This window comes from Rhodococcus sp. PSi06 (assembly GCF_054960675.1).
This window is the reverse complement of record NZ_JBHNYO010000017.1, coordinates 1-25,083: the sequence shown is the minus strand read 5'-3', so window position 1 is coordinate 25,083 and position 25,083 is coordinate 1. Positions and strand designations below refer to the sequence as shown.

Annotated in this window: 24 protein-coding genes and 2 tRNA genes; 14 read left to right on the top strand and 12 right to left on the bottom strand. The window is 64.0% G+C overall.

The features are described from left to right. The first annotated feature begins 60 nt into the window (after positions 1–60). Entirely contained in the window at positions 61–975 is a 915-nt protein-coding gene (locus ACFI9K_RS20750) for an AfsA-related hotdog domain-containing protein (RefSeq protein ID WP_462665256.1), read from the top strand. On the opposite strand, the gene ACFI9K_RS20745 is transcribed toward ACFI9K_RS20750, so the two are convergent. After that, the gene (locus tag ACFI9K_RS20745; protein ID WP_462665255.1) at positions 953–1,594 is read right to left on the bottom strand and encodes a ScbR family autoregulator-binding transcription factor; all 642 of its coding nucleotides are present in this window, start codon (positions 1,592–1,594) and stop codon (positions 953–955) included. The two genes, ACFI9K_RS20750 and ACFI9K_RS20745, sit on opposite strands and share 23 nt — an antisense overlap. Positions 1,595–1,640: 46 nt before the next feature. After that, positions 1,641–2,483: an oxidoreductase gene (locus ACFI9K_RS20740; protein ID WP_462665254.1), complete on the bottom strand. Its 843-nt coding sequence runs from the start codon at positions 2,481–2,483 to the stop codon at positions 1,641–1,643. Positions 2,484–2,580: 97 nt separating this feature from the next. Here ACFI9K_RS20740 and ACFI9K_RS20735 point away from each other — a divergent pair, with 97 nt between their 5' ends. The 3 genes from ACFI9K_RS20735 (at position 2,581) to ACFI9K_RS20725 (ending at position 4,854) form a co-directional block, all read left to right on the top strand. Beyond that, on the top strand, positions 2,581–3,048 hold the full coding sequence (locus ACFI9K_RS20735; RefSeq protein ID WP_462665253.1) for an NUDIX domain-containing protein: 468 nt from the start codon (positions 2,581–2,583) through the stop codon (positions 3,046–3,048). A gap of 74 nt (positions 3,049–3,122) precedes the next feature. Then, entirely contained in the window at positions 3,123–3,332 is a 210-nt protein-coding gene (locus ACFI9K_RS20730) for a hypothetical protein (RefSeq protein ID WP_462665252.1), read from the top strand. Positions 3,333–3,387: 55 nt separating this feature from the next. After that, the gene (locus ACFI9K_RS20725; RefSeq protein ID WP_462665251.1) at positions 3,388–4,854 is read left to right on the top strand and encodes an MFS transporter; all 1,467 of its coding nucleotides are present in this window, start codon (positions 3,388–3,390) and stop codon (positions 4,852–4,854) included. Between the two features lie 10 nt (positions 4,855–4,864). On the opposite strand, the gene ACFI9K_RS20720 is transcribed toward ACFI9K_RS20725, so the two are convergent. After that, positions 4,865–5,587, bottom strand: coding sequence for a GAF and ANTAR domain-containing protein (locus ACFI9K_RS20720; protein WP_462665250.1), 723 nt, complete (start codon positions 5,585–5,587; stop codon positions 4,865–4,867). 113 nt (positions 5,588–5,700) lie between these two features. Here ACFI9K_RS20720 and ACFI9K_RS20715 point away from each other — a divergent pair, with 113 nt between their 5' ends. After that, entirely contained in the window at positions 5,701–6,168 is a 468-nt protein-coding gene (locus ACFI9K_RS20715) for a universal stress protein (protein ID WP_462665249.1), read from the top strand. 99 nt (positions 6,169–6,267) lie between these two features. Here ACFI9K_RS20715 and ACFI9K_RS20710 read toward each other — a convergent pair. Beyond that, a tRNA-Ile gene (locus tag ACFI9K_RS20710) sits at positions 6,268–6,344 on the bottom strand. Positions 6,345–6,413: 69 nt separating this feature from the next. After that, positions 6,414–8,549 carry a molybdopterin-dependent oxidoreductase gene (locus ACFI9K_RS20705; protein ID WP_462665248.1) on the bottom strand — a complete coding sequence of 712 codons (2,136 nt, stop codon included), beginning with the start codon at positions 8,547–8,549 and terminating at the stop codon, positions 6,414–6,416. Between the two features lie 83 nt (positions 8,550–8,632). On the opposite strand from ACFI9K_RS20705, the gene ACFI9K_RS20700 reads away from it, so the two are divergent. The 3 genes from ACFI9K_RS20700 to ACFI9K_RS20690 all read left to right on the top strand — a co-directional run bounded on the left by ACFI9K_RS20700 (position 8,633) and on the right by ACFI9K_RS20690 (position 10,631). Continuing rightward, positions 8,633–9,436, top strand: coding sequence for a serine hydrolase domain-containing protein (locus ACFI9K_RS20700; protein WP_462665247.1), 804 nt, complete (start codon positions 8,633–8,635; stop codon positions 9,434–9,436). A gap of 144 nt (positions 9,437–9,580) precedes the next feature. Next, complete coding sequence (locus tag ACFI9K_RS20695; protein WP_462665246.1) at positions 9,581–10,093, top strand: DUF3145 domain-containing protein; 513 nt, start codon at positions 9,581–9,583, stop codon at positions 10,091–10,093. Positions 10,094–10,184: 91 nt separating this feature from the next. Beyond that, the gene (locus tag ACFI9K_RS20690) at positions 10,185–10,631 is read left to right on the top strand and encodes a cold-shock protein (RefSeq protein ID WP_462665245.1); all 447 of its coding nucleotides are present in this window, start codon (positions 10,185–10,187) and stop codon (positions 10,629–10,631) included. A 284-nt stretch (positions 10,632–10,915) separates the two neighbouring features. Here the strand turns inward: ACFI9K_RS20690 and ACFI9K_RS20685 are convergent, their stop codons facing one another. From ACFI9K_RS20685 to aceE, 6 genes are all read right to left on the bottom strand, one after another. Next, entirely contained in the window at positions 10,916–12,349 is a 1,434-nt protein-coding gene (locus tag ACFI9K_RS20685; protein WP_462665244.1) for an acyl-CoA carboxylase subunit beta, read from the bottom strand. A gap of 130 nt (positions 12,350–12,479) precedes the next feature. Beyond that, on the bottom strand, positions 12,480–13,730 hold the full coding sequence (locus ACFI9K_RS20680; protein WP_032403883.1) for a KasA/KasB family beta-ketoacyl-ACP synthase: 1,251 nt from the start codon (positions 13,728–13,730) through the stop codon (positions 12,480–12,482). Between the two features lie 8 nt (positions 13,731–13,738). After that, on the bottom strand, positions 13,739–14,083 hold the full coding sequence (gene acpM / locus ACFI9K_RS20675) for a meromycolate extension acyl carrier protein AcpM (RefSeq protein ID WP_052058428.1): 345 nt from the start codon (positions 14,081–14,083) through the stop codon (positions 13,739–13,741). A gap of 87 nt (positions 14,084–14,170) precedes the next feature. Continuing rightward, positions 14,171–15,079, bottom strand: coding sequence for an ACP S-malonyltransferase (locus ACFI9K_RS20670; protein WP_462665243.1), 909 nt, complete (start codon positions 15,077–15,079; stop codon positions 14,171–14,173). A 128-nt stretch (positions 15,080–15,207) separates the two neighbouring features. After that, positions 15,208–16,602 (bottom strand): PucR family transcriptional regulator, encoded by a 1,395-nt coding sequence (locus ACFI9K_RS20665; protein ID WP_462665242.1) that lies wholly within the window; start codon positions 16,600–16,602, stop codon positions 15,208–15,210. 87 nt (positions 16,603–16,689) lie between these two features. Further along, on the bottom strand, positions 16,690–19,509 hold the full coding sequence (aceE, locus tag ACFI9K_RS20660) for a pyruvate dehydrogenase (acetyl-transferring), homodimeric type (RefSeq protein WP_222094287.1): 2,820 nt from the start codon (positions 19,507–19,509) through the stop codon (positions 16,690–16,692). A gap of 258 nt (positions 19,510–19,767) precedes the next feature. Here aceE and ACFI9K_RS20655 point away from each other — a divergent pair, with 258 nt between their 5' ends. From ACFI9K_RS20655 to ACFI9K_RS20645, 3 genes are all read left to right on the top strand, one after another. Continuing rightward, the gene (locus ACFI9K_RS20655; RefSeq protein WP_032379129.1) at positions 19,768–20,190 is read left to right on the top strand and encodes a DUF3052 domain-containing protein; all 423 of its coding nucleotides are present in this window, start codon (positions 19,768–19,770) and stop codon (positions 20,188–20,190) included. Between the two features lie 32 nt (positions 20,191–20,222). Further along, positions 20,223–20,684, top strand: a complete 462-nt coding sequence (locus ACFI9K_RS20650) for a peroxiredoxin (RefSeq protein WP_462665241.1) — start codon at positions 20,223–20,225, stop codon at positions 20,682–20,684. Positions 20,685–20,770: 86 nt separating this feature from the next. Next, positions 20,771–20,845, top strand: a tRNA-Val gene (locus tag ACFI9K_RS20645). On the opposite strand, the gene ACFI9K_RS20640 is transcribed toward ACFI9K_RS20645, so the two are convergent. Continuing rightward, positions 20,846–22,237, bottom strand: a complete 1,392-nt coding sequence (locus ACFI9K_RS20640; protein ID WP_462665240.1) for an LLM class flavin-dependent oxidoreductase — start codon at positions 22,235–22,237, stop codon at positions 20,846–20,848. 169 nt (positions 22,238–22,406) lie between these two features. Between ACFI9K_RS20640 and ACFI9K_RS20635 the strand changes: the two genes are divergently transcribed. Genes ACFI9K_RS20635 through ACFI9K_RS20625 form a run of 3 tightly spaced genes read left to right on the top strand, consistent with a single transcriptional unit; the run spans position 22,407 to position 25,029 of the window. Beyond that, the gene (locus ACFI9K_RS20635; RefSeq protein WP_462665239.1) at positions 22,407–23,414 is read left to right on the top strand and encodes a methionine ABC transporter ATP-binding protein; all 1,008 of its coding nucleotides are present in this window, start codon (positions 22,407–22,409) and stop codon (positions 23,412–23,414) included. Further along, positions 23,411–24,115: a methionine ABC transporter permease gene (locus tag ACFI9K_RS20630; protein ID WP_462665238.1), complete on the top strand. Its 705-nt coding sequence runs from the start codon at positions 23,411–23,413 to the stop codon at positions 24,113–24,115. The genes ACFI9K_RS20635 and ACFI9K_RS20630 overlap by 4 nt, the downstream gene beginning before the upstream one ends. A gap of 26 nt (positions 24,116–24,141) precedes the next feature. Further along, positions 24,142–25,029, top strand: coding sequence for a MetQ/NlpA family ABC transporter substrate-binding protein (locus ACFI9K_RS20625; RefSeq protein ID WP_462665237.1), 888 nt, complete (start codon positions 24,142–24,144; stop codon positions 25,027–25,029). The last annotated feature ends 54 nt before the right edge of the window (positions 25,030–25,083 follow it).

Below are 25,083 nucleotides of genomic sequence, written 5' to 3'. Positions count from 1 at the left end.
CGATCCGGGAAGCTCAACCAGTGCTATAAAAAACCGGATCGGTCGGTTTTAAGGGGCTTCATGAGTTTGAGTTACGCAGCAACCGTTCCGCGTCATCTCGTTCATCGGCGTTCGCCGGCCGACGTGTTGTTGACCGACTACGAAACAGCGGACGGTACCCATCGGGCGGCCGTTCAGCTTCCGACTTCCCATCGGATGTTCGCTCCGGTCCGTCGAACCCACGACTCGCTGATGGTGGCCGAGGCTCTGCGCCAAGCGATCAGCCTCTTCTGTCACGTCAATCACGGAGTTCCGCTCGATCACGTCGTCTTCATCGGGCACTCCAAATTCGAGATCATCGATCCGCTCTCGGTCGACGAGATCGACGATTCGCTGGTCGCCGAGTCGATCACCACCGACGTGACGTTCGACGACGAGTCGATGGACAACATGAAGTTGTCGGCCAGGCTGTTGAACGGCGACCGAGTGGTCGCGTTCGGTACCGCGTCCGTGCGGTCGATCGGCCCCGAGGTGTACTCGCAGTTTCGTACGTCCTCTATGGACGACCCTCATTTCCGTCATCTGCCGGCCGGTACCGAAGTGGTCGAGGCCGCCGCAGTAGGTCGGCTCGATCCCTCCGACGTCGTCTTGGCGCAGCACACCTCCGACGGGACGATCGTCGTCGCGCCCGACCCTCGGAACATGGCAATGTTCGACCACTCGGTCGAATATCTTCCCGGCGTGACGATGCTCGAAGCCGCCCGTCAGGCACTGCGCCTGGCGACCGGAACGCCGACGCTGGACTTCACATCGTGCGAGGTGCGCTTCATGGGGTTCGCCGAGTGGGCGAATCCGTGCTCGGTGATCGTCGACACCGATGGCACCGACGGTGTGCACCGCATCCAGTTCGAGCACGACGGAGCCGTGTTGTCGGCAATGTCGGTCACGGCAACGTCCGAGCCGTGGCTGGCTTCTACCGATCGCTCCAGTCGATAACGGGATCTTCCGCGATCGCGACCAATCGCGGCAGTCGTCGACGCGGGACGACGGCGGGGAGCAATATCTGCCACATCTCGGTCAGTCGCTGCTGAAGGTCGGCCCGTCCGGTCACCATCTCCGAGACCGTGTGCACTCCGGTGAACAGCGACACGATGTACCGACCCACCGCGGTCGCGTCGACGCCGTCGACGACGTCCCCCTCTTCCTGGGCACGCTCGATCAGTTCGCCGATCTTGTCGATCCACTGCTCGAACGCCAGCGCGTGAGGCCCGTCGGCAATGGCGGATTCCAGCGTCAACCGCATACCCCCACGAGAGATGGACTCGGTCTGCAGCTGACGTCCGAGCTCCTTGGTCACCAGGATCAGCGCATCGAGCGCCTTCGGGGTGGCCTCGACGATGACGGCAGTAGCAGTGGCCGCCATGGTCAACTGCGCGTCGATGACGGCCTGCGCCAACTCTTCCTTGGACGAGAAATGGAAGTACATCGCGCCTTTGCTCACCCCGGCATGCGCAATGATCGTGCTCAAACTGGCTGTGCCGTAACCGAACTTCTCGAAGCTGGCAGCCGCGCCTTCGAGTACGGCCTGCCTGGTGGACGCTGCGCGCTCTTGCATCGGTAGACAATAGCTGTTACTCGGGTTCACGGCGCGGTGTGTGAACTTACCGGTGCTTCATCGGTAGTCGGTGTCCGAACCCGATGGGCGAGCGCCGCGCTTGCTCGAGGCGATCCTGCAGATAGGTCTCGATCCAGTCGAAGGCGCGCGAGCCCAGTGGTAGACGCAGCGGAGGAGTGCTCGACGAAATTGCCGCCAGGACGGCATCCGCACCGCGGCGTGGATCGCCGGGCTGCGTGCCGTGAGTGGCCTCGAACGCTGTTCGAGCCGGTCCGATCAGACCGGCGTAATCGTCCATCGGGGTTCCCCACTGCATGGAACGGCCGCTCGCGTCCGTCCGGAACGGGCCGGGTTCGACAATGGTGACGCCGATACCGAGATGACGCACCTCCGCGGCGAGAGCCTCCGAGAACCCTTCCAGCGCGAATTTGCTTCCGGCGTAAGCGGTTCCGCCAGGACCGGGTACCACGCCTATGACCGAGGACATCTGCACGATGTGGCCGCGTCGGTGCGCCCGCATCGAGGGCAGTACCGCCCGGGTGACGGCGAGCGGACCGAAGAAGTTGACGTCGACGTTCTCACGGAACCGACAGTCGTCGATCCCCTCGAATGCGCCGAGTAGGCCGTAGCCCGCATTGTTGACCAGCACGTCGATGCGTCCGAACCGTCCGAGCGCGCGGTCCACGGCGGAATCGATCGATTCCTGGTCGGTGACGTCGAGGCGAGAGTGGAGCAATCGATCGTTTTCCGGCCTCTCGAGATCGGCCACGTCGCGGGCCGTGGCGACCACTCGATCGCCTGCCTCGAGTGCAGCACGAACGAACTCGCGGCCGAAACCGGATCCGGCACCGGTGATGAACCAGACCCTGCTCGACAACGTCGTGTCCATCTCGGTATGCCTCCCTGGGCGAGAACGATCGTGCGCCGCGCACACGGTAGCGACGTGAGATGACGGCGAGCAAGCGAATTGATGGCACGCTGTTGCCATGGTCGCTAGCAGTGCAGGGATCCTGTTGTATCGGGTTGGTACCGGCGGCCCGGAGGTCCTGATCGCACATCCCGGCGGACCGTTCTGGGCGCGTAAGGACGACGGAGCCTGGTCCATCGTCAAAGGTCTCGTGGCCGACGGCGAAGACCTGTGGACCACAGCCCAACGAGAGTTTCGCGAGGAAGTGGGGATGGACGTTCCCGCCGGACAACCGGTGGACCTCGGCACGCTGAAGCAGCGCGGTGGGAAGGTCGTCACCGCTTTCGGCGTCGAAGCCGACCTCGATGTGACGAATGCGGCGAGCAACACATTCGAGATCGAGTGGCCGCCGAAATCCGGTGTGATGGCCGCGTTTCCCGAGGTCGACCGCATCGAGTGGTTCGGGATCGCGCAGGCCAGAACGAAGCTTCTGGCATCGCAGCACCCGTTTCTCGACGCAGTGGAAGCTGTTGTGGGGGCGCGATAGTTTCGGCATGGGGGCCGGGGGTATCCAGCGGCCGGAAATGACGAGATGAGCAGATGCAGGGTGGGAAGTGGATCATGACGCAGACGGAATCGTCCAGCGCACAGGCCATGGTGGAAACGTCTCGGGTGGAAACGTCTCGGGTGGAAACGTCGGTGGTGAAAACGTCGGTGGTGGATACGTCTCTGTTGGAGACACAATGGGGCGGACGCGTCGTCGCGTCGGCGTTCGTCGTTCTGACCGCAGGACTGTCATGGGCGGTCGCGGCGACGGCCATGATCGGCTGACGACCACAGGTCGGTCGGTAGATTCTGCTCGGCGACAACTACGGAGGGCAGCACAGTGACCGACAGCAGCGTGTCGACAACCCCACCGGCCGTCGAGGTACCCAAGCGCGCCTGGCAGGCGCTGATCGTTCTGCTTCTGGGAATGTTCATGGCGCTCCTCGACACCACAATCGTGAACGTGGCCCTACCGACCATCGGCACCACGTTGAACGCGTCGGAATCGATACTGTCGTGGATCATCTCGGGCTATGCGCTGGCTTTCGGTCTTGCTCTGATTCCGGCAGGCAAGGTAGGCGACCGTATCGGCCACAAGTGGGTGTTCTTCGCCGGCCTCGCGTTGTTCACCGTCGCGAGCTTCGCGTGCGGTCTGGCTCAGGACGACCTCCAGTTGGTGATCGCAAGGGTCGTCCAAGGCCTCGCGGGCGGCATGTTCGTACCCGCGGTCACCGCGTTCATTCAGCTGCTGTTTCCGGGGCCCGTGCGTGGCAAGGCATTTGCCATCATGGGTGCCGTTATCGGAGTGTCCACTGCGCTGGGGCCCATCGTGGGTGGCCTCATCATCCAGGCGTTCGGCGAGGAGAACGGGTGGCGGTTGGTCTTCTGGGTCAATCTGCCCATCGGAATCGTCGGTTTGATCGCTGCCGCGGTATTGCTGCCGAAGAAGGAAGACTCCGCTCCCGAGGCGCGCCCCGGAATCGACTGGCTCGGACTGATTCTCATCTCCGTGGGATTGATCGCCCTGCTGGTACCGCTGATCGAGGGTCAGCAATTGGGCTGGCCGCTGTGGACCTACCTCACTATTGCTGCCGGTCTCGGTCTGATCGCGTCGTTCGGTTGGTGGGAAGTGGTTCGCACCGGCCGAGGACACAGTCCATTGGTGCCGCCGAGGTTGTTCACCCGGCCGGCGTTCACCGGGGGTGTCGTCCTGGCTCTCGTCTACTTCGCGGCGTTCACCAGCATCTTCTTCACGATCTCGCTGTTGTGGCAAACAGGGCTCGGCAACTCTGCTCTGTCGTCGGGGCTCGTGTCGATACCGTTCGCGATCGGCAGCATCATCGCGTCCTCACAGAGCAACAGGCTGACCATTCGTCTCGGTCGCACTGTTTTGATACTCGGGGCCACGCTCGTCTCGGTCGGGCTGATCTGGCTGTGGATCATACTTGCGACCAGCTCTGCCGACACCATTTCCCATTGGACGTTGATGGTTCCGCTGTTCATCGCGGGTCTGGGTAACGGTGCGTTCATCGCACCCAACGCGCAATTCATCGTAGCGACGGTGGACCGCGACGATGCGGGCGCGGCAAGCGGGGTCATCTCCACCATGCAGCGCGTCGGCTCCGCTATCGGCATCGCCGTGATCGGCAGTGTCCTGTTCGGAAGTTTGGCCATCACCGGACCCGACACGGTCGGATCGGGCTTCCTGCACGGAGCGGCCATGGCGATGGCGGTCAGTGCAGCGTTCAGCTTGGTGGCGCTGGCTCTGGTCTTCGCGCTCCCCAAGAAGGTTCAGAGCGCGGGCTGAGCGCCCACGCTCAGGTGCTCAGACCTCTGCTGTGTCGATCGACGACCGAGGCCGCAAGATCGGCGATCTTGACGTTCAGGTCCTGAGACGACTTGCGCAGTAAAGCGAACGCCTCGTCGTCGGACACGTTGTGCAGAGCCATGATCAGACCGATGGCCTTGCCGATCTCCCTGTTGCTCTCGAGCCCGTCACGCAGAGTCGACGCTTCCTGTCCGTTCATGACTGCGGCAACGGTGACCGCTGTGAACGCCGTCAGAATGACCGCCTTGTTCGCGCTGTCGGTGTCGAACACACCCGGCTGGTCGGTGAACAGATTCAGCGCGCCCACCTTCTGCTCGTCCACCTTGAGCCGAAATCCCATGGCACCGCGCACCGGCGTGCGGTTCAACACACCGCGCGCCATCGCGGGCCACTGGGTGGGGGTCCGGAAGTCGGTTTCGAGCTGCGCTGCCTCGCTGGTGATCGCGTCCAGACATGGGCCTTGACCGGTAGCGCGTTCGATGTCGTCGACGACGCGAGCGACATCGTCCGAGGCTGCGACGGTGACGGGCTTTCCGTGACGCATCAGCATCAGGCTGGCATGATCGCAATGCGGAACGATCAGTACGGCGGCGTTGCAGATCGCAGTGTAGATTTCCTCGGCGCTGCTGCCTCGGTACACGATGTCGGCCAGAGCGGCAAAAACAGTTGCCGGGTCGGTCGACGGGCTCTCGTGCTGCGAGAGGTCCTTCACGTGCAACTCCCGTCCAGTGTGCTCGGTCGAGCAATCAGTATTCGATGTACAGCAACCGTACCGCCACGGCATGGGGTGTTCGAACGGGCGGGGGCCAGCAGTAGCCTCAGATCGTGAGCGATGCGCAAGAGGCTACGGGGTTCGAATACGGCCACGACGGACCGAAATCGATCGTGGTGGGTATCGACGGGTCCGATTCGTCGTGGCGTGCGGCTGCCTACGCCGCAGGACTCGCCCGTAGGCAACGATCGCTGCTGGTACTGGTGTACGTGCAACCCATCGCCACCGCGTCGTGGGGCCAGGCCGGCATCTCACTCGTCGAAACCGGTCAGCAGATCGCCGACGAGTTGCTCGACTACATCAGAACCTCGGCTGCCCGGTTCGGGGATCGAGAGCGCGTGCGCTGGGAGTTCCGTACCGCACAGGGTGATCCGTACAACGGGCTGATCGCCGTCGCAGAACAATTGCGCACCGACGCCGTCGTCGTGGGGGCGTCCGAGAATGCTGGACATCGAATAGCGGGTTCGGTGGCGGTCCGATTGGTCAAAGCGGGACGCTGGCCGGTGACGGTGGTGCCCTGAACCTTCCGGTCGCTGAAGCCCGGGCTCGTCGAGCGGCCGCCGCCTCGGCGACGACCTGAGAGATTCGACCTGCGACCTGAGATCCGGCTGCGGACACGATGGTGGGGCGGGCGGGGCTCGAACCCGCGACCAATGGATTATGAGTCCACGGCTCTAACCGACTGAGCTACCGCCCCATGCTCGTACGAGGTACGGGCCTGCAGAATCGTACAGAATCCGGCCCCCGCGATGGTGCATCGGGTGCGCTACTTGGCGCGGACCTGCACCGGGACCCCGTTGAGGATCGCGTTGGCGGAGACGGCGTCGACGCGATTCGGGTCGGTGATGTCGTTGACACTCGGTCCCTGCACCGTCGTCGCAACGGACAACTGGACGCCGGGGCGCTGATGGCCGAAGCCGTGCGGCATGCTCACCACGCCCGGCATCATCTTCTCCGACGCGCTCACCTCGATGTCGACGGTTCCGGCAGCGGACGTGACCGACACCATGGATCCGTCCTCGATGCCGCGATGTGCGAGGTCGTCCGGATGTGCCAGAAGTTGGTGTCGCGCTTTGCCTTTGGTCAGACGAGCGGTGTTGTGCATCCACGAGTTGTTGCTGCGAAGGTGCCGCCGACCGATCATCAACAACTCGTCACCACTCGGAACTGCGCTGGAATGCAGGAGATCCACTAGTGCGGGAAGTTCGGTGACCACCACATCCTGAATCAACTGGACACGCTTGTCCCGCGTCTTCAACTTCTGTGGAAAGCCGGGACGCAGTGGGCCGAGGTCGATGCCATGCGGATTGGCCCGAAGCTTGCGCAGCGACAACCCTTTTCGTCGACTGCGAAGCAGGATATCCAGAGTGCGGGCAGGGGACAGGCGCAGGCGGGCCTCGCCGATGACGTTCTTCGGGCTCACTCGTGCCTTCAGTCGGCCGACCGTCGAACCCGCCATGCGATTCTTGTAGCGCAGCGACAGATCTCGGAAGATCTCCCAATCATGCTTGGCATCCGGCTGCTTGGGGAGCACCGCAGGCATGTACTTCGCGGTGTTGTGAACCGCGAACGAATTGAAGATCAAATCGTAGTGATCGCGCTCGAGCGACATCGTCGGTGGCAAAATCACGTGTGCGTGACGCGAGGTCTCGTTGATGTAGAAATCGAACGACACCATGAAGTCCAGATTCGCGAACGCGTCGTTCAGCGTGGTGCCGCCCGGCATCGACAACACCGGGTTACCCGACAGCACCGCCATCGCGCGGATCTGGTCCTTGCCTTCGGTGGTGATTTCGTCGACGAGCGTCGAACAGGGGTATTCGCCTGCGAACTCGGGCAGATCCCGAACGCGGCTACGCCACTTGTCGAAGTGGCCGCGGCCGACGATGCCTTGCGAGATCAGATCGATCGCAGGATCGGTCACCATCGCACCACCCGGGCGGTCGAGATTGCCGGTGATGATGTTCAGCACCTGAATTGCCCACTGACACACGGTGCCGAACTGCTGCGTCGACACGCCCATCCGGCCGTACGCGACGGCAGATTTCGCCGCGGCGAAATCACGAGCGAGACCGGAGATTTCGTCCGCCGGGATCCCGACCACCGGAGCCACGGCCTCCGGAGTGAACTCGGCGACCAGATCTTCGAGTTGGTCGGCCCCGTCGACGTACTCGGCCACCGTCACCGAGCCGTCGGCGACGATGATGTGGATCATCGCGAGCAGCAGAAGTGCGTCGCTACCGGGTCGAACGAAGAAGTGAGTGTCGGCGATGTCGGCGGTCTCGGTCCTGCGCGGATCCACCACGACCAGGCGGCCGCCCCGTTTACGCAGTGCCCGTGCCCTTTTGGCGAAGTCCGGCACCGTCATCATGCTGCCGTTCGAGGCCATCGGATTACCGCCGAGAACGAGAAAGAAATCGGTTCGATCGATGTCCGGGATCGGCAGCAGCAGCTGATGGCCGTACAACAGGTGGTCGACGAGTTGATGTGGCAGCTGATCCAGCGAGGTCGCGGAGTAGCGATTGCGCGTGCGCAGCAGCGAGGTGAACGGAATTCCGTGCGTCATCGCGCCCATCGAATGCACGTTGGGATTGCCCTGATAGAGGCCGACAGCATTGCGCCCGTACTTCTTGCGCGTCGAGACGAGACCGTCGACGACGAGGTCGTATGCCTCGTTCCATCCGATCTTCTCCCACTTTTCACCCACCCGCTTGACCGGCGTGGTGAGGCGATCGGTATCGGCATGAAGATCGATCAGTGAGAGCGCCTTGGGGCAGATGTGGCCGCGGGAGAGTGGATCCTTCTCGTCACCCCGGATCGACACCACAGCGTCGTTCTCCACGGTGAACTCGAGCCCGCAGATCGCCTCGCACAAATTGCACGATCCATACACAACCGACATTGCATCTCCCATTCCTGTGGACCGAGACTAGCCCGGCGGGGGACCGGGGCACCGTCATCGGCCGACAATTAGGCTCTGCAGTCGTGCCTACCCTCGATCTCACAGCCTCGTGGCCCGTCGATCATGTCAGTGCAGCAGTTGTCATCGACTCCGGTGTTCGGGAAGAAGTCGGCGACACCGACAGTGTCTACGAACTCGCCTCGGTGACCAAGCTACTGAGTGCGTACGCGGTTCTCGTTGCCGTCGAGGAGGGTGCGGTGGAACTCGATCAGCCCGCCGGGCCGGAGGGTTCGACGGTGCGTCATCTGCTGGCGCACGCGTCTGGATTGGCGTTCGGTGATCGGACCGTGCAGGCACCGGCGGGCACCAAGCGGATCTATTCGAGCGCCGGGTTCGAGGTGCTGGCCGAACTGATCGAAGCCGAATCGGGGATTGCCTTCCCGGACTACCTGGACGAGGCCGTGTGCGGGCCGCTGCAGATGACGAACACCTCGCTGCCGGGCTCGGCCGGTCACGGCGGCCGGTCCACGCTTGCCGACCTGACGAGGTTCGCGTCCGAGTTGCTCGCGCCGACACTCCTGGCGTCGCAGACACTGGCGTCGGCGACAGAGGTGCAGTTCCCCGGTCTGAACGGGATCGTGCCCGGTTACGGATCGCACAAGCCGTGTGATTGGGGGCTCGGCTTCGAGTTGCGTGGCGACAAGACCCCGCATTGGACTGGCAGCACCAACTCGTCGTCCACCTTCGGTCACTTCGGGCAAGCCGGAACATTCCTGTGGGTGGATCCGGCGGTACGCACTGCATGCGTGGTGTTGACCGATCGGGCCTTCGGAGACTGGGCCAAGCCGCTGTGGCCGGAGTTGTCCGACGCGGTGCTGGCAGGGTGAAACTCTTCTGTTCACAGATTGCACTGGCGCAACAGGGGCAACTCGGGGCACACTAGTACACACACGCATTGAATCACTGCAGCCAGCCGAAGCATGTCGAGGTCGTTGGGGAAGACGTCCCTCGTCGAAGCTGGAGGTAGTGCAATGCGTGGATCGAATCAGTTCGCAGAAGCGACGTCGGGTGTTGTGTACATCCACTCGTCGCCCGCTGCGCTGTGCCCGCACGTCGAATGGGCGTTGACCGACGCCCTGAATTGTCGTGCCAATTTGAAGTGGTCTGCGCAGCCCGCCTCCGACGGCCAGCTCCGCGCCACCACCGACTGGGTCGGCCCGGTCGGTACCGGAGCCACGCTGGCCGGCATCCTGCGCTCGTGGCAGATGCTGCGGTTCGAAGTGACCGAGGACGCCAGCGAAGGCGTCGACGGCGAACGGTTCTCCCACGTACCGGGGTTGGGCCTGTGGCGCGGAACGACGAGCGCCAACGGTGACGTGGTCCTCGGTGAGATGCGACTGCGCGCCCTGATGGAGAACAACCAGGGCAATTTCACTGCAGCCGTGGAGCATGCTCTCGGCTCGGACTGGGACGCCGCCCTCGAGCCGTTCCGCACCTGCGGAGCCGGAGCCGAAGTGACTTGGTTGAGCCGCGACGTCGGCTAACCGCTGGGGTTGCTGGGGTACGAGGGTGACGGTAGTTTCGCTGGCGTGCCTGGGGTAGGCATGTGGGAACGACCGTGGAGTGGTGAGTTCGATGCTGTCGACTGGAAAAGTGATTCGATTCGACGAGTTCAAGGGGTACGGATTCGTAGCGCCGGACGAGGGCGGCGAGGACGTGTTCATTCACGTCAACGATCTGGACTTCGACAAGAGACTGTTGGCACCGGGAGTTCGCGTCGAATACGTCGCCGTCGAAGGCGACCGAGGCCTCAAAGCCACCCAGGTGCAGATCATCGAGGGCCCGGCTTCGACCGCACTGGTGACCCGACACAAGCCGGACGTGCCGTTCCACAACGTTCCGCTCACCGACCACGAGCACCACGAAGACGTCATGTGCGACGTGTTGTCCGAGGCAGACTTCACCGCGGAATTGACCGAAGCGCTCCTGACCACCAACGGCACGTTGACTGCCGCACAGATTCTCGATATCCGATCAGCGATGTTGCGATTGGCTCACGACCACAAATGGATCGAGAACTGACGAACCCGTAGATGCTCGACCCACCCGGAATCTGCGTGGTCGGAACGGCCTGCCGGTTCCACAAGCACCCGGCCCGCCCGATTCCGGATAACCGCCCGCCCGGGTCCGGGTGACGCCCGCCCGGGTCCGGATGAATGTGGCTTTGTTGCACTTGGAGCGCCTGAAAGCCGCATTGATCCCAACGGGGGGCGGGGTGCTCGAGCCCAACCCGAGGCAAGTTCTCGGTGTAGCGGCGCGCCCGCAGGCCCTCAGAACTATCGAGACCGAGCCGGAGAGGGGAGCGATCAGAGTGGGATGTTCTTATGGTTGCCCCGCGCCGCGGGAGCAGCAGCGAGTGCCTTGGCGACGGTGCTGCGGGTCTTGCTCGGCTCGATGACCTCGTCGACGACACCGATGGCCACCGCGCGCTCGACGCCACCGGCGATGCTTTCGTGCTCGACGGTGAGTCGGTCGTGCAGCGCGTCACGCTCTTCCTCGGGCGCGGCGGCGAGTGCCTTCTTGTGCAGAATGCCGACGGCTGCTTTAGCGCCCATCACGGCGACCTCGGAGCCGGGCCAGGCGTACACGGCAGTGGCACCGAGTGCACGGGCGTTCATGGCGATGTACGCACCGCCGTAGATCTTGCGGGTGACCAGGGTGACGCGAGGAACGGTCGCTTCGGCGAAGGCGTGCAACAGTTTTGCTCCGCGACGCACGACGCCTTCCCATTCCATGCTGACGCCGGGGAGGTAGCCGGGTACGTCGACCACAACGATGAGCGGAATGCCGAACGCGTCGCACAGTCGCACGAATCGTGCTGCTTTCTCGGCGCTTTCGGAGTTGAGGCAGCCGCCGAGTCGGATGGGATTGTTGGCGATGACACCGACGGTGCGGCCGCTGATGCGTCCGAGTCCGATGACGATGCTGCGGGCCCAGCCGCCCTGGAACTCCTCGAAGGTCGATTCGCCCTCGACGTTGTCGAGCAGTTCGTGAACGATCGGGTGCACATCGTATGCCCGGCGGTTCGATTCGGGCATCAGTGCTCGAAGGTCGGTGTCCCCGTGCTCGGCGGCGGCGATATCGAATTCGCCCTGCTCGCAGAACATGGACACCAGACGGCGGGCGCGGGTGAAGGCGTCCATCTCGCTGTCGGCGACGATGTGGCAGACACCCGACTTCTTGTGGTGGGTGTCGGGGCCGCCGAGCGAGGCCATGTCGACCTGCTCACCGGTGACGCTGCGGACGACGTCGGGACCGGTGACGAACACGCGGCCCTCGGGAGCCATGATGACGACGTCGGTCAACGCGGGACCGTAGGCGGCACCGCCTGCGGCGAAGCCGAGGACGACGGAAATTTGGGGGACGAGGCCGGATGCTCGAACCATGGCCTCGAAGACGAGTCCGACGGCATGGAGAGCTTCGACGCCCTCGGCGAGGCGTGCGCCGCCAGAGTGCCACACGCCCACGATGGGGGCACGCTGCTCGATGGCGGTATCGATCGCGGCGACGATGTGCTTGCAGCCGTCGACGCCCATTGCTCCGCCCATGACGGTGGCGTCGGAGCAGTACGCGATGGTGTGGACTCCGTCGATCTCACCGGAGGCCGCGAGGATGCCGGACTTGTCCCGATTGTGCAGGGGAACAGTGGTTCCGGTGTCGAAGAGATTCTCGAGGCGGGCGAGAGGATCGCGCGGATCGGTGGAGGTACCGGATCGAGTGGCGGGAGCCAGAATGGTCATCGCTTGTCCTTCTTCAGGGCCCCCGTGGGGGCGAGGCCCGAACCGGGGCCGTTTGCGAGAAACGGTCCCCGGTTCGGATCATGCACTGCAAGAGCGAGATTCGCTGAGTCGAAATGAGCGACTCAGTGCATCACGCCTTTCCGAAGGCGAGCGCTACGTTGTGCCCACCGAATCCGAACGAGTTGTTGATCGCGTAGTCGATCTGTCCGACGCGGGGCTCGCCCTTGACGACGTCGAGATCGATTTCGGGATCTTGGTTCTCCAAATTCAGTGTGGGAGGGATGATTCCCTCGCGCACTGCCAGCACCGTCAGAACCGACTCGAGGGCGCCGACGGCACCGATCGAGTGGCCCAGAGCGGATTTCGGTGCGTACACCGCTGCGTGATTTCCGACGGCCTTGTTGATCGCCAGCGCCTCGGCGGTGTCTCCGATGGGAGTTGCCGTGGCGTGTGCGTTCACGTGGGTGATGTCGGACTTCTGCAGGCCTGCGGTCTCGATTGCGCGTTGCATCGCACGCGCGGCACCCTTGCCCTCCGGGTCGGGAGCCACGAGGTGGAACCCGTCGGAGGTGATTCCGGCACCGAGCAAGCGGGCGTGAATCGTTGCGCCGCGAGCCTTGGCGTGCTCCTCGGTCTCGATGACCATGAGCGCACCCGCTTCACCGAAGACGAAACCGTCACGATCCTTGTCGAACGGACGTGAGGCACCCTTCGGATTGTCGTTGTTGGTGCTCATCGCCCGCATCATGGAGAAGCTGGCGATCGGAACAGCATCGATGTATCCCTCGACGCCGCCGGTGACGACCATGTCCGCGTCGCCCATCACGATCATCCGCCACGCATGCGCGATGGCTTCCGATCCCGAGGAGCACGCCGAGACAGGAGTGATGACGCCGGCCTGCGCTTTGAGCTCGAGTCCGACGACCGCGGCGGGGCCGTTGGGCATGACCATCTGAACGGCGAGCGGCGAGACCTTGCGGTAACCGCCGGCCTTCATCTTGTCGTTGGCGTCGATCAGCGAATCGCCGCCTCCGAGGCCGGTGCCGATCGATACGCCGAGGCGAAGTGGATCGACGTCGGGGGTCCCGGCGTTCTTCCACACTTCGCGACCGAGCACGGTGGCCAGCTGCTCCACGTAGCTCAGGCGACGAATCTCGACCCGTGAGAGCAGGCTCTGCGGGTTCACCGCGAGGTGTCCGCCGATCCGCACCGGCAGGTCGTACTCGGCGACGAAATCGTCTTCCAGAGTTGCAATTCCGCTGTCGCCGTTCAGCAGACCCTTCCACGTGGCATCGACGTCACCCGCAAGTGACGTGGTCGCAGCGAGGCTGGTGACGACGACACTGGGGAAGCGTCCGTTGGCGGTGGATGGGTTGGTCATGGGCCGTGTCACTCGCTCGCGGAGTCGTCGAGCTTGGCCTTGATAGCTTCAGCGGCTTCGGGGTTCTCCGCTTCGAGCTTCTGGATGTAGTTGACGGCGTCACCGACGGTGCGCAGACCGGCGAGGTCCTCGTCGGGGATCTTCACGCCGTACTTGTCCTCGGTCTGCACTGCGATCTCGACCATGGAGAGCGAGTCGATGTCGAGGTCGTCGACGAAGGACTTCTCGATGGTCACCTCGGACGGTTCGATGCCCGTGACCTCTTCGATGATCTCTGCAAGTCCGGCGATGAGGTCTTCCTGGCTGGCCACTGTTGTGGGTCCCTTCTCTTCTGTGTCGAACGCCGAAGTCATGTGCTTCGAGACGCGGTTGTGCATTTCTGCCACTCTGGGAGTGGAAGTAGTTCCGCAGCGCTGAGGCTGCGGTGTGGGTCTGCCGAGCTATCCGAGCTCGGCCAGTGCGGAAATGTCCGCCGGTGTCTTCAGGCCGAGGTTGGCGACGCCGCGCAGTTCACGCTTGGCGATGCCGACCAGTGCGCCTGCCGGGGGCAGTTCCACAAGTCCGGTGACCTGCGCGGTGCGCAGGTAGGCGTTGCACAGATCCCATCGCACGGGGCGAGTGACCTGAGCGGCAAGTTTGTCGAGAGCGTCGGCACCCGAGGTGACCGGCTGACCGTCCGAGTTGGACAGCAGGGTCCGCGTCGGATCGGACGGTGTGATGGCGGCTGCGGCTGCGGCAACGGTGTCGCCCGCCGAGGCCATGTACTTGGTGTGGAATGCGCCGGCGACCGGGAGTGCGCGAACCCGGGCCTTCTCGGGCGCGCTCTCGGCCAGTTCGGCGAGCTTGGTCAGCAGGCCGGCAGCGACGATCTGACCGGCAGCGTTGACGTTGGCCGGGGCGAGATCCAGTTCTTCGAGTCGGGCGAGCACGGCGGCCTCGTCGCCGCCCAGGACGGCGGACATGCCTGTGGGCTCGAGCGCGCAGGCCTTCGCCATCGCAGCGCCGCGGACCGCGGCGAGGGAGACAGCGTCGTCCGAGGAGATGACTCCTGCGATCGCTGCAGCAGCGAGCTCACCGACGGAATGACCGGCGACGATGGCGTCCTCGGGGAACAGTCCACGTGCTGCGATCTCCTCGAAAGCGAGCAGAGCCGATGCGACGACCAAGGGCTGGGTCACCGCGGTGTCGGTGATTTCCTCGGCCGTGGCCGTGGTGCCGAGACGGACGAGGTCCAGGCCGGACGCCTTGGACCACAGCGCCAATCGGTCGGCTGCGCCGGGCAGTTCGAGCCATGGCAGCAGCATGCCGGGAGTCTGGGAGCCCTGACCGGGCGCAAGCAACGCAATCACAGAGTTAAGGGAACACTGTCGACCCGCTGAACAGTGATGTCGCGCTCGATGAACTCTCGACAAGCAATTTGTGGGAACCCTACAAATCGCCTCGTGAGGATCAGCTATCGCCGGACGGTGGTTCCGCGTTACGTCACCACTTCGCCGAATGTGACCTGTGTGACATATGGGGCGGAATGGGACGGTTCGTGATGCGTTCGAGCCAACCTACCTACCGTTGCCGCGACCCGAAGCACGTACGCATCGCGCGGGTTGGTGGGATCTCGACCGGTGACCTCGGCGATGCGCTTGAGGCGATAGCGGACCGTATTTGGATGAACAAACAGCTGCCGTGCGCAGGTTTCCACGGCGCCACCACAGTCCAGATAGGCGTCGAGCGTGTCGGCCAAGCCGGAGCCCGCCGCAGCCAACGGAACCACCACATGATCGTTCAGCGCCGATATGGCCGCACCGTCGTTCAACAACGCGCGCTCGGGCAACAACTCACCCGCATGCACCGGACGCGGCGCACCGCGCCACCCTGCCACGGCCTGCATCCCGGCGAATGCCTCCACCGCGCTCGAGTGCGCGGCACCGAGCGTGCGGGTGGTGGGACCGATGACGACCGGTCCGTCGGAGAAGTTCTGCAGCATCTCGTCGATGAACGTGTGGTGGGCCGACGAATCGGTGATCTGGCCGCTGACCACCATGACCAACCGCGTGCCTTGCACCACCGCCAGCGCCGCGCGTCCGTGCTTCTGCGCCACGGCGTGCACGGTTCCGACCACCGACACCCCCCGGTCTTCCGGGGGAGTGCCGACCAGCACCGTTGCGGGCGCGGTGGCGTCCCAGTTCAACGTGGCGGCGCGGGACAGCATGTCCGAGCCGGTGTCGCCGCGAACGACCGCGTCGACCACGAGGGCTTCGAGGCGGGTGTCCCAGGCTCCACGGGACTCGGCGGCACTGGCGTAGACCGACGCGGCCGCGAAGCCGAGCTCGCGGCCGTATCGCAACACGGCTTCGGTCAAGGCCACCAGTTGCTGATCGTTGCGGGCGAGAGCCGGGAGCCACTGCTCGAAGAACTCCATTGCCACCCGGACCATGTCGACTGTCTGGCGCAGAGTGAGGCGCCGGGCGAGATCCTGGGGAATCACCTGGAAGGCATCGAGCGAGAAGCGAATATCGCTGTTCGGATTCTTCAGCCATTCGAGAAAGTTGTCGACGGCCGTCTGAATGAGCAACTGGACACTCGCACGCTGCGCAGCATCCAGATCGCCGAAGAACGGCAGCTGGCCCTGCATCGTCGTCACGGCTTCGGTGGAGAGTCGGCCGGAGAACTGTTTGACCCGTCGCAGCAGGGCGTCGGGCAGAGGATCGCGCTTCTGGCGGGAGGGTGCCAGTGAGGCGACCGGAAGGTGCACCTCGTTGTCCGACGTCACTGAGTCACGGGTCAGGGAATCACGCAGAGCTTCGCGATAGGCGTCACGCCTGGACACATCGCGTGCGGACGCGGTGCCCGGAGGGTCGGGTTTCGCATCGGACATAAGGAGAACCTACGCCCGACCCCCGCCCCTATCGCGACGGACGTGCTTCGCGACGTGGGACGGGGGTCGGCCGAACAGGCGTGGAACCTACGCCGAACCGGTATCGGCGTACGACGTCGGAGCTGCAGTGACGTCGTCGATCTTGTACTTATCCGCGGCTTCGACGGCCTTGGACTTGTCGATCTCACCGGATGCGGCAAGCGCGGACAGCGTGGCGACCACGATCGACTCGGCGTCGACGTTGAACACCCGACGCGCGGCGGGACGGGTATCGGAGAACCCGAAGCCGTCGGTGCCGAGAGTGACGTAATCGCCCGGAACCCACTGGCGAATCTGGTCCGGTACTGCACGCATCCAATCCGAGGACGCGATGACCGGGCCGTTGGCATCGGCCAGAGCAGAGGTGACGAACGGAACGCGCTTGTCCGCACCCGGGTTGCGCAGCGACTCCCGCTCGGCGTCGACGCCGTCGCGGCGCAGCTCGCCCCACGACGTCACCGACCAGACTGCCGAACGAACGCCCCACTCCTCGAACAGCAATTCTCGGGCCTTGCGGGCCGAGACCATGCCGACGCCCGACGCCAGCAACTGCGCCTCGGGTCCGTCGCCCTCCTGCGGAGCAGCGAACCGGTAGATGCCCTTGAGTAGACCCTCGACATCGAGGTTCTCCGGCTCGGCCGGCTGCACGTACGGCTCGTTGTACAGGGTGATGTAGTAGAAGATGTTCTCGCCGCCGAAGCCCTCGACACCCTCGGTGCCGCCGTACATCCTCCGCAGACCGTCCTTGACGATGTGTGCAATTTCGTACGAGAACGCCGGGTCGTAGGCCACGGCCGCCGGGTTGGTCGACGCCAACAGCAGCGAGTGACCGTCGGCGTGCTGCAGGCCCTCACCGGTGAGGGTGGTGCGTCCTGCGGTGGCACCGAGGACGAACCCGCGAGCCATCTGGTCCGCGGCGGCCCACAGGCCGTCGCCGGTGCGCTGGAAGCCGAACATCGAGTAGAAGATGTACAGCGGAATCATGACCTCGCCGTGCGTGGCGTACGAGGTACCGACCGCGGTGAACGACGACGTGGAACCCGCTTCGTTGATGCCCTCGTGCAGGATCTGGCCGACCGAGCTCTCCTTGTAGGCGAGCATCAGCTCAGAGTCCACCGAGGTGTACAGCTGGCCGTTGCGGTTGTAGATCTTGAGCGAGGGGAACCACGAGTCCATACCGAACGTGCGGGCCTCGTCGGGGATGATCGGCACGATGCGGTGGCCGATCTCCTTGTCTCGCAACAACTCCTTCATGACGCGCACGAGTGCCATTGTGGTGGCGACTTCCTGCTTGCCCGAGCCCTTGCGGAGCGTTTTGTAGGTGTCGTCGCCCGGCTGCGGCAACGGCTTCACGCTCACCCGACGCTCGGGAACGAAGCCACCGAGCTTGTTGCGACGATCGAGCATGTACTGGATCTCGGGAGCATCCGCACCGGGGTGGTAGTACGGCGGCATGTACGGATCCTTCTCCAACTCTTCGTCGGAGATCGGGATGTGCTGGAGATCGCGGAACGTCTTGAGGTCGTCGAGGGTCAGCTTCTTCATCTGGTGCGTGGCGTTACGGCCCTCGAAGTGCTTGCCGAGGGTGTAGCCCTTGATGGTGTGCGCCAGGATGACCGTCGGCTGGCCCTTGTGCGACATCGCAGCCGCGTACGCAGCGTGCACCTTGCGGTAGTCGTGGCCACCGCGCTTGAGGTTCCAGATCTCGTCGTCGGACAGATCTTTGACGAGCTCCTTCGTGCGCGGATCGCGGCCGAAGAAGTGATCGCGAACGTAGCCGCCGTCGTTGGCCTTGTAGGTCTGGAAATCACCGTCGGGCGTGGTGTTCATCAGGTTGACGAGCGCGCCGTCGCGGTCCGCGTGGAGCAATGCATCCCACTCGCGGCCCCAGACGACCTTGATGACGTTCCAGCCCGCACCGCGGAAGAACGACTCGAGCTCCTGAATGATCTTGCCGTTGCCGCGCACCGGGCCGTCGAGACGCTGCAGGTTGCAGTTGACGACGAAGGTCAGGTTGTCCAGACCCTCGGTGGCGGCCACGTGAGCAAGTCCACGTGATTCCGGCTCGTCCATCTCGCCGTCGCCGAGGTAGGCCCACACGTGCTGATCGGTGGTGTCCTTGATGCCGCGGTCGTTGAGGTAGTGGTTGAAGCGAGCCTGGTAGATGGCGTTCATCGGGCCCAGGCCCATCGATACCGTCGGGAACTCCCAGAAGTCCTGCATCAGACGCGGGTGCGGGTACGACGGCAGGCCGCCGCCCTCGGTCTCGTGGCTGGCCTCCTGGCGGAAGCCGTCCATGCGCTCGGCCGGAATGCGGCCCTCGAGGAACGCGCGAGCGTAGATGCCGGGGGAGGCGTGTCCCTGGATGAAGATGTGGTCTCCGCCGCCGGGGTGATCCTTGCCGCGGAAGAAGTGGTTGAAGCCGACCTCGTAGAGCGCTGCGGAGGACGCGTACGTGGAGATGTGTCCACCGACGCCGACGCCGGGACGCTGCGCGCGGTGCACCATGATGGCCGCGTTCCAGCGGATCCAGGCGCGGTAGCGGCGCTCCATCGACTCGTCGCCCGGGAACCACGGCTCGTTCTCGGTGGGGATGGTGTTGACGTAGTCCGTCGACGTCAGCGACGGCAGCGCGACGCGGCGCTCGCCGGCGCGCTCGAGCAACCTGAGCATCAGGTAGCGAGCGCGGTTGGGTCCGGACCTTTCCAGCAGGCCGTCGAACGACTCGATCCATTCGTTGGTCTCGTCGTTGTCGATATCGGGCAAGTACGACGCGACACCCTCACGGATGACGCGGACCCGGCCGTCCGAGCCCTTCTTGCCTGCAGACGATGTGTTCTGCCGTTCGCCGCTGTTCACTTCGGACAACGTGTGCACTCCTCAATGTGGCGGACGCTCGGTGTGGCGCCCGGTCCCGGTAGACCCGCCCCTGTGACGGCGGTCTACTTTCCTCGTTCTCGTGATTCCTCCCCAATCCTGCCGCATCTCGTTGGTTCTGGTAGTACAGAGGTCCAATACCCACCAGTAGAAATTTATGTACTCAATTTCGGCGCGGTCAGCTTGCGCGAACGGCTTCGACCCTGTTCGCTTTGTCTACTGCACCCACAATTCAAGGAGGTCACCACCGTGGTCGCCGCGGCGGACGCTCAGAACTACGCTCAGAAACTTGGCATCACTCGCGACATGGTCGTTCAAGAGCTGGGCTGGGACGAGGACACCGACGATGATCTGCGCGCCGACGTAGAAGATGCGATCGGTGGGGAGACCCTCGACGAGGATTCCGACGAGGTGATCGACGTAGTGCTGCTGTGGTGGCGCGACGGAGACGGTGACCTGGTCGATGCACTCATGGATGCGATCGGTCCGCTCTCGGACGACGGCATCGTGTGGGTCCTCAGCCCCAAGACCGGCATGTCCGGTCACGTCGAACCCAGCGAGATTGCCGAATCCGCCCCGACCGCAGGATTGACGCAGACCTCTGCGGCCAACCTCGGCGACTGGATCGGAAGTCGATTGGTTCAGCCCAAGACTCCCGCGACCAAGCGGTAGGGGAGATGCTCGACACAGGAAGACGGTTCTAGATGCCGATCGAGGTTGGCGCGGAAGCGCCCGACTTCACCCTCAAGGACCAGAACAATCAACTGGTCACGTTGTCGTCGTACCGGAACGTGAAAAACGTTCTGCTCGTGTTCTATCCACTTGCTTTCACCGGCACGTGTCAGGGCGAGCTGTGCCGAGTGCGCGACGAATTACCGACATTCGAGAACGACGACACCGCGGTCCTGGCGATCTCGGTGGGTCCGCCTCCGACTCACAAGATCTGGGCCGCAGAACAGGGCTACACCTTTCCGCTGCTGTCGGATTTCTGGCCACACGGTGAAGTGGCTCAGGCGTACGGCGTCTTCAACGAGAGCGCCGGATTCGCCAATCGCGGAACGTTCGTGGTCGACAAGTCCGGAATCATCAGATTCGCAGAGATGAACGGACCCGGGGAAGCCCGAGACAGTTCATCGTGGGCCGAAGCACTCGCACAGGTGTCTTGACCTGCGGAATTGTAGTTAGAGATCAGACACGATAAATTTCTCCAAGCGTTCCGGTGGCCGGGGTTGTCCCCAGGCCACCGGTACACGGGCGTATAGCTCAGCGGTAGAGCTCTGGTTTTACACACCAGCGGTCGGGGGTTCGAACCCCTCTGCGCCCACCATCATCTCCATGCCCGGCTCGACCGAACCTCTCGCACGATCTGCTGCGCCCGATGTTCCCCGGGCAGCCGATCACCCCTTCCGAAGAGCTTGTGACGCAGAGTGCCCGGCGTGTATTCGGTGCGATAGACACCCCGACGCTGCAATTCGGGGACGACATACTGCACGACGTCTTCGAAGGTCCCCGGGGTGATGGCGTACGCAAGGTTGAATCCGTCGATGTCGGTCTCGTCCACCCACTCCTGCAGTTGATCTGCGACTTCGCCGGGGGAGCCGACGATGCGCGGGCCGGCACCACCGATGCCGCCCCACTCGGCGATATCGCGCACCGTCCATTCCTTACCGTCGGCCCCGATCGACTGGAACGACGCGACGAACGACTGAATCGCATTGCTCTCGACATTGCCGAGCGGCTCGTCCAGCGCATAGCGCGACAGGTCGACGCCCATCCAGCCCGACATGAACACCAACGCGCCCTCGGCACTGGCATACGACCGATACTCGTCGTGCTTGGCGTGGGCGAGTTCTGAAGTCTCGTCGGTGACGATGGTGAGTAGCTGATAGATCCGTGCCGAGTACGGATCGCGGCCGGCGTCGCGCAGTGCTCGACGGATGTTCGAAACCGTCTGCGCCAGAATCTCCTTCGTGGGTGCGCCGACGAAGATCGCTTCGGCATTCTGCGCCGCGAACCGTACGCCACGCGGCGACGCGCCGGCCTGAAAGATCACCGGCGTCCGCTGCGGCGACGGCTCGGCCAGATGGATTCCAGGCACCGTGAAATGCTTGCCGCGGTGGCCGATTCGATGCACCTTGGCCGGATCGGTGAACACACCGGTCTCGCGATCGCGGACCACCGCGTCGTCGTCCCATGACGCCTCCCACAGCTTGTAGAGCACCTCGAGGTACTCGTCGGCGTGGTCGTAACGATCGTCGTGCTTCAACTGGTCGTCGTGGCCCATGTTCTGAGCCGCCGACGGCAAATATCCGGTCACCACGTTCCACCCGATCCGGCCATCGGTCAGGTGATCGAGTGTCGAGAGCCGACGTGCAAAAGGGTACGGATGCTCGAAGCCGGTGCCCGCGGTGATACCGAACCCCAGATGCTCGGTGACCGCGGCCTGTGCGCTGACGAGCAGCAGCGGATCCGCCACCGGAATCTGCGCGCCGTGCCGGATGGCAGCATCGTGATTTCCGCCGTACACGTCGTAGGTGCCGAGAACGTCGGCAATGAACAGGCCGTCGAACAAGCCGCGTTCCAACAGTCTGGCCAGGTCGGTCCAGTAGCCGAGTTCCTTGTATCGCCACGACTGATCGAGCGGGTGACGCCAGAGCCCGGGGGACTGATGCGCGACGCAATTCATGTCGAAGGCATTGAAACGAATCTCGCGTGACACGGGGAACTCCTTCGGCGGGGCGACCTGTCTTCGATATCGACAGCGGTGCGACGCTACCGACGACCCAGGTTGGTGGGAACAGTTCGGATCGTGATGAGTCGATAGCTGGTCAGCCGCGCTCCGATAGCTCAGTGTTGCGCAGTCACATCAGCGAAAGAAGCGTCGGAGCATGATCGAAATAGCGCAATTGACCAAGACGTACGGGACGGGGGACAGCCGAACCGTCGTACTCGACCGCTTGGATTTCACGGTGCAGTCCGGCGAAATTCTGGCCGTCGTCGGCCCCAGTGGTGCCGGCAAAAGCACGCTGGCCCAATGCATCAACCTGCTGACCCGGCCCACCTCGGGCTCGGTGATAGTCAACGGAGACGACCTGGCGCAGTTGAACGCCCAGCAGCTCAGGGTCGCACGTCGCCGGATCGGCACGGTATTTCAGTCGTCGAGCCTGCTGTCGCGTCGAACGGTCGCGGAGAACGTCGCCCTGCCGCTGGAGTTTCTCGGGGCCACCAAGTCGGAGACGGCGAAAAGGGTGGGGGAGCTCCTCGACCGAGTAGGTCTGTCCGACAAAGCAGCTCGGTATCCGTTTCAGCTCTCGGGCGGGCAGCGTCAGCGGGTGGGAATTGCGCGAGCGTTGGCCCTGCGGCCATCGGTCCTGCTCTCGGACGAGGCAACCTCCGGCCTGGATCCGCAGACCACCGAATCGGTGGTCGAATTGCTGCGCGAACTTCGCCGCGACCTCGATCTCGCCATCGTGTTCATCACTCACGAGATGGATACTGTTCTCCGAGCTGCAGATTCGGTGGCCAGACTCGATCACGGACGCATCGTCGAATCCGGAAAGCTGGTCGATCTGCTGACCGAGCACACGTCGGCGCTCGGTAACGAGCTACGTCCACGCCGTGACGATGCAGTGGCTGCGGCAGGTGACGTGCACTGGCACGTCACTTACGACTCGCCCGATGTTCCGCAGGACTGGATCACGCGGCTGAGCCAGGATCTGGGCGCGCCGGTCGCCCTACTCGGGGCATCGGTCCAGGTTGTCGCCGGCGTGACGGTCGGGAGCGCCTCGCTCGGGATCGGTGCCCACCTGTGTGGACGGGTCTCCGGTGTACTCAAAGCTCTGGGGTTGTCCGGCTCTGCACTCACCGAGCAGCCGATTTTCGAGGCCGCGTCGTGATCGCAATTCTGGCCGCCGGCAACAAGGTTCCCGTCGACGAACTGCCCGCCCTGCTGCTGCCCGCACTCGGCGACACACTGACCATGGTCGGCATCGTGATGTTCGTCGTGGTGATCGTCGGTGTCCCTCTCGGCGCGGTGCTGTTCAACCTGGGGTCCGGGGGATTGTTCGAGAACCCGGTGCTGCATGCGCCGATCAGTTGGATCGTCAGCATCGGACGGTCGCTGCCGTTCCTGATCTTGATGGCCGCCCTGGTTCCGGTCACTCGCTGGATCACCGGAACCAACATCGGCATCGCGGCCGCGGTGGTACCGATGTCGTTGGCGGGCATCGCATTTTTCACCCGCATCGTCGAGAATTCGCTGCGCTCGGTTCCGACGTCGGTGGTCGACGTCGCCCGAGCGTCGGGCGGTTCCACGCTGCAGGTCACCACGACGCAGCTGTCCGAAGCTGTGCCGTCGATCATCGGCGGACTGACCATCAACGTCATTGCGATGATCGAATACTCGGCCATCGCCGGCACCATCGGCGCAGGCGGAATCGGTTATGTCGCAGTGACATACGGATACCAACGCTTCGATCACACCGTCATGATCGCCACGATCGTGATCTTGATTCTCACCGTCGCGGCCGTCCAACTCGTCGGCGATGCACTCGTTCGCTACACCACTCCGCATCAGCGCGCCTTGCGCACTGCCTGAACCACATTCGAAAGGTCCACTCCACCATGACAACGTCCATCGAAGCGCACGGCTTCGAGCTGAAGAACCGTCGAAAAGCTCCCTGGATCATCGCTGCAGTCGTGCTGCTGATCGCCCTGGCCGTGATTGTCCGCATCGCGTTCTTCGGCGATACCGCCTCGGCCAACGAGACCGAGGGCGCAACACTCGTCGTCGCCACTGCCGAGGGCAATGCGTCCGAGCAGGCATTGGTCGAATTCGTTGCCGATCAGGTCGCCCCCAAGTACGGCATCTCGGTCGCGTTCCGCGGACTCGCAGACAGCAACACCATCAACCGCGCGGTGAGCGAGGGTGAGGTGGCAGCCACGGTCTACCAGCACAAGTTGTGGCTCGGGCAGGTCCTCGAATCGAACCCCGACTTCCAGGAGGAAGCGGCGACTCCGGTGTTCAGGTGGGGCTTCGGACTGTGGTCCGACAAATACTCCGACCCCGCTCAACTGCCGGACGGCGCAACGGTCTCGCTCTATTCCGATCCGGCCAACGAAGCCCAGGGTCTGTGGGTGCTCGAACGAGCCGGCCTGATCACACTCGACCCCGCGGTGGACAAGTCGACGGCCACGCAGAAGGACATCGCCGGAAACCCGAAGAACCTGCAGTTCACGCTGCTGGACTTCGCTGCGCAGTCGCGGGCACTGCCGGATCTCGATGCCGCAGTGGGCTATACGGAGTACTACCTCGCGGCCGGCATCCCCGTCGAGAAGCAGATCTTCGCACCGCCGGCACCGGACGAGTTCGCCGGACAGCTGACGATCGGCAGCCGGTGGGCGGACAGCGACAACATCAAGAACCTCGTTGCCGCATTCGAGGATCCTGCGGTGCAGGAATTCCTCGCCACCGACCCTCGGGTGAAGGACATCCTGCTTCCGCTTCAGTAGCCGCCCGTCGTGGGGGGGGGGGGGGGGGGGGGGGGGGGGGGGGGGGGGGGGGGG

Excerpts from the sequence above, each read along its gene's own strand:
- ACFI9K_RS20695 (WP_462665246.1), top strand. The coding sequence starts at position 9,581 with ATGCGTGGATCGAATCAGTTCGCAGAAGCGACGTCGGGTGTTGTGTAC.
- ACFI9K_RS20740 (WP_462665254.1), bottom strand. The coding sequence starts at position 2,483 with ATGGACACGACGTTGTCGAGCAGGGTCTGGTTCATCACCGGTGCCGGA.
- ACFI9K_RS20685 (WP_462665244.1), bottom strand. The coding sequence starts at position 12,349 with ATGACCATTCTGGCTCCCGCCACTCGATCCGGTACCTCCACCGATCCG.
- ACFI9K_RS20680 (WP_032403883.1), bottom strand. The coding sequence starts at position 13,730 with ATGACCAACCCATCCACCGCCAACGGACGCTTCCCCAGTGTCGTCGTC.
- ACFI9K_RS20745 (WP_462665255.1), bottom strand. The coding sequence starts at position 1,594 with ATGCAAGAGCGCGCAGCGTCCACCAGGCAGGCCGTACTCGAAGGCGCG.
- acpM (WP_052058428.1), bottom strand. The coding sequence starts at position 14,083 with ATGACTTCGGCGTTCGACACAGAAGAGAAGGGACCCACAACAGTGGCC.
- ACFI9K_RS20705 (WP_462665248.1), bottom strand. The coding sequence starts at position 8,549 with ATGTCGGTTGTGTATGGATCGTGCAATTTGTGCGAGGCGATCTGCGGG.
- ACFI9K_RS20665 (WP_462665242.1), bottom strand. The coding sequence starts at position 16,602 with ATGTCCGATGCGAAACCCGACCCTCCGGGCACCGCGTCCGCACGCGAT.
- ACFI9K_RS20730 (WP_462665252.1), top strand. The coding sequence starts at position 3,123 with ATGACGCAGACGGAATCGTCCAGCGCACAGGCCATGGTGGAAACGTCT.
- ACFI9K_RS20625 (WP_462665237.1), top strand. The coding sequence starts at position 24,142 with ATGACAACGTCCATCGAAGCGCACGGCTTCGAGCTGAAGAACCGTCGA.
- ACFI9K_RS20650 (WP_462665241.1), top strand. The coding sequence starts at position 20,223 with ATGCCGATCGAGGTTGGCGCGGAAGCGCCCGACTTCACCCTCAAGGAC.
- ACFI9K_RS20750 (WP_462665256.1), top strand. The coding sequence starts at position 61 with ATGAGTTTGAGTTACGCAGCAACCGTTCCGCGTCATCTCGTTCATCGG.
- ACFI9K_RS20735 (WP_462665253.1), top strand. The coding sequence starts at position 2,581 with ATGGTCGCTAGCAGTGCAGGGATCCTGTTGTATCGGGTTGGTACCGGC.
- ACFI9K_RS20635 (WP_462665239.1), top strand. The coding sequence starts at position 22,407 with ATGATCGAAATAGCGCAATTGACCAAGACGTACGGGACGGGGGACAGC.
- ACFI9K_RS20690 (WP_462665245.1), top strand. The coding sequence starts at position 10,185 with ATGCTGTCGACTGGAAAAGTGATTCGATTCGACGAGTTCAAGGGGTAC.